At 64.5% G+C, this 3,244-nt stretch carries 2 protein-coding genes; both read right to left on the bottom strand.

Annotation, left to right across the window (positions count from 1 at the left end):
• Positions 1 to 203: 203 nt before the first annotated feature.
• Positions 204 to 2,963 carry a TonB-dependent receptor gene (locus QMX81_RS20720; RefSeq protein WP_282264342.1) on the bottom strand — a complete coding sequence of 920 codons (2,760 nt, stop codon included), beginning with the start codon at positions 2,961 to 2,963 and terminating at the stop codon, positions 204 to 206.
• Positions 2,964 to 3,023: 60 nt separating this feature from the next.
• On the bottom strand, positions 3,024 to 3,244 hold a 221-nt coding region (locus QMX81_RS20715), incomplete at its 5' end, for a hypothetical protein (RefSeq protein ID WP_282264340.1).

Genomic DNA, 3,244 nt, shown 5'->3' with positions numbered 1-3,244 from the left:
GGCGGGACCGTTGTGCCGCATGGATGCGGCTCACGAGCCCCCATGGATGGGTTTACGGCGCGCCCCGCGAACCCACACACCCCCGACCAGCCCACGGACAGCCGGCGCTGACGCGCTTCAGAGTCAGAGAGAAGCCAACAAAAAACCCGCTGCACAAGCAGCGGGTTCTCGATGTCGCCACTAAGTGGCTGACAAGAGCAACATCAGAACTTGTAGTTCACGCCCAGCATGTACGTGCGGCCCCACTCCACGTACTCCAGCGGACGATCCTTCGTGCCAGCGTAGGTGCGATACGGCTCGTTGGTCAGATTGCTTCCCTGCAGCAACAGCGTCAGCCCATGCAGACTGCTGCTGTCGGCGAACGTATAACTGACCTGCGCATCCGTCACGTTCTCACCGACCACATAACGCAGCGTCCGGTTGCCGTTGAAGTTGCCGATCTCACCGATGAAATCCGAACGACGGCGCTGGCTCACGCGGGCCTCGAACCCACTGCGCTCGTAGTACGCGGTGAAGTTGTACACGCGTTCGGACAGGCCCGGCAGGCTGATCGGATCGCTGCCCACGCTGGAGGCGCTTTCCGGATCCAGGATCTTGATGTCACTGTCGTTGAACGTCGCACTGGCCTGCACGCCGAAGCCACGCAGGCTCTCCGTCAGCATCCCCAGCGGGAACGAGGCGGTCAGCTCCAGGCCCTTCAGCTTGCCACCCTGGCCGTTCTGCGGGGCCGAGAACGTACCGGTCGGCAGGACCGGGACGATCAAGCCCGGCGGCGGTACGTAGCTGGCCAGCAGGTCGCTGAAGTCGTAGTCGTCGCGCGACTGCGTGTAGACGTAGGACTTGAGATCCTTGAAGAACACCGCGGCCGCCACATACGCTTTTTCGCCGAAGTACTTTTCGTAGGACAGATCGATCGCATTGGCGCGCCACGGATCCAGCAGCGGGTTGCCACCGCTGCCGCCGGGCTTGCCGGTGGCGGCGTCCACGCCGAACTCCAGGCCGGCACGCATCTGGTCCACGCGCGGGCGTGCCACCTGCTTGGCCATGGCGAAACGCAGCGTCTGCTGGTGCGGGAACATGAAGGCCAGGTTCAAGCTCGGCAGCCAATCGGTGTAGGTCTTGCCGTCATCGATCGGCAGGATGTTCTGGCCGTCCGGACGCGAGCGGTCGAAGTAGTTGGACTGCGAGCTCTGGTCAGTGCGCACCATCTGTACGCCGATGTTGCCGCGCAGGCCCACCTCGCCCAGATCGGTGTTGATGTTGGCGCGGATCCAGGCGGTGCTGGTCTTTTCCTGCACCGTCCAGGCCTTGGGAATCAGGTAGTCCAGGTTGGTGACCGGGTTGAAGACCATGTAGCGGTCCACCGCAGCCGGGACGTTCCAGGCCGGGATGTAGCCGATACCGGCGAAGCCCAGGTTGACCGGTGCGTACTGCAGGTCACCGGCGATGTTGGCATCGCCCTGGTCGCCGAGCAGGATGTTGCCCTCGGCCTGGGTCTTGTCCTTGCGGCGGTCGGCGTAGTTCACGCCCACGTCCACATCGGAGAACCACGGCAGCGAATCGGGCATCGCGAAGGTGGCCTGCAGGCGGGCACCCTTCAGGCGGTCTTCGACCATCGGCACCTTGCCGTAGCCGGAGCCGTAGATGGTGTTGGTCAGGAACAGCGCGTCCGGGTTGGAATAGTCCAGGCCCGGGCTGATCTGCGAGAACCCGTCCGGCTTGACCACCACCCCGACCGAATCCAGCTGCGGCATCGGCGTGAGCTGCAGGTTGTTCTCCAGGTTCAGTTCGTTGCGCGTGGCCTTGGAGTAGTTCACATCGGCGACTACCTTGACGCGTTCGAAGTTGAACTCGTTGTTCCAGCCGAACGCGTCGATCTTGTCCTTGCGCTTGTTGTACATGCCGCGCACCAGCGGATACACGCCGGTCGCCACGCCGCCGGCGAAGGTGCCATCGGCGTTGATCTGCGGGTTGGTGATCAGCAGGCCCGGGGTATAGCCGCCGTTGTAGTTGCTGAGGTTGACCTCGAACTGGTTGGCAGTATCGATCTGCTCGGCTTCGGTGTGGAACGCATCCAGGGTGCTGGTCCACACGTTCGACGGGCGGAACTGCACGGTGGCCATCACGCCGTCACGCTCGTTGTTGCCGGTGCGGCGCAGCGCCTTGATGCCGTCGGAAAACACCGTGCCCGGGGCCAGGCCGGGGCGATTGCCCTGGTCGGTCTGCTCGGTGGTCCACGGCTCGTACAGGCCCACCTGGTTTTCCTGGATGGGCATGTCGCTGTGCGCGTAGCCGATCGAGATGCCCAGCGTGTTGTCCAGGAACTGGTCGATGTAGCTGGCGCTGAAGCGGTTGCCGTACGGGTCGACGTTGGCGGCCTTGCCCAGCGAGCTCTTCTGGTAGCGGCCGCTGATGGCGATCACGCGCTCGGCGAAGCTCAGCGGGCGCACGGTCTGCATGTCGATGGTGCCCGACAGGCCCTGGCCGACCAGCGCTGCATCCGGGGTCTTGTACACGGTCACGCCGTTGACCAGTTCCGAGGGGTACTGATCGAACTCGACGCTGCGGTTGTCACCGGTGCTGACCACTTCGCGCCCGTTGAGCAGGGTGGTGGCGAAGTCCGGCGACAGACCGCGCACGCTGATCACCTGGGCGCGGCCGGCCACACGCTGGGCGGCCAGACCGGGCAGGCGGCCCAGCGATTCGGCGATGCTCACGTCGGGCAGTTTGCCGATGTCCTCGGCCGAAATCGCTTCGACCACCGAAGTGGCGTCCTGCTTGATCGCGATCGCGTTCTCGATGCCGCGGCGGATGCCGGTGACCTGGACGGTGTCCAGATTGGTTGCCGCCGTGCCGGTCGGTGTGGTGGTGGTACTGGGTTCGGCGGTCTGCGCCGACGCCATCAACGGCGTCAGGGCGACGGCCAGCGCGAGACTCAGCGCGCTGCGCTTGCGGTTCAACATTTTCCCCTCCCAGGCAATGTTGCCAATCGATTTTTTGGTTGCCCGGAGGACCCGGGAGCGTCATGGCGCGGTGGCCGTTGACTGCGTGGCTATGGTAGGCAGCGCATCGGCTGCGGGAATCACCCTGCATACGTATTCAATGACGTTTGCAGCGTTGGAAGCGATTACAGGCGCGTTATCGCAGTCGCGCTGCTGCGCCACGTTCTGCCATGCAACCGTCGATGGTAGTGCCGGCCGCTGGCCGGCATCCCCGGGATGCCATGCAGATGCAGGAGCCGGCC

This window comes from Stenotrophomonas sp. PS02301, assembly GCF_029959485.1.
In the GTDB taxonomy this organism is placed as follows: Bacteria; Pseudomonadota; Gammaproteobacteria; order Xanthomonadales; family Xanthomonadaceae; genus Stenotrophomonas; species Stenotrophomonas maltophilia_Z.
The sequence above is the reverse complement of the archived record's forward strand: the minus strand, read 5'-3'. Positions and strand labels throughout refer to the sequence as shown.

Excerpts from the sequence above, each read along its gene's own strand:
- QMX81_RS20720 (WP_282264342.1), bottom strand. The coding sequence starts at position 2,963 with ATGTTGAACCGCAAGCGCAGCGCGCTGAGTCTCGCGCTGGCCGTCGCC.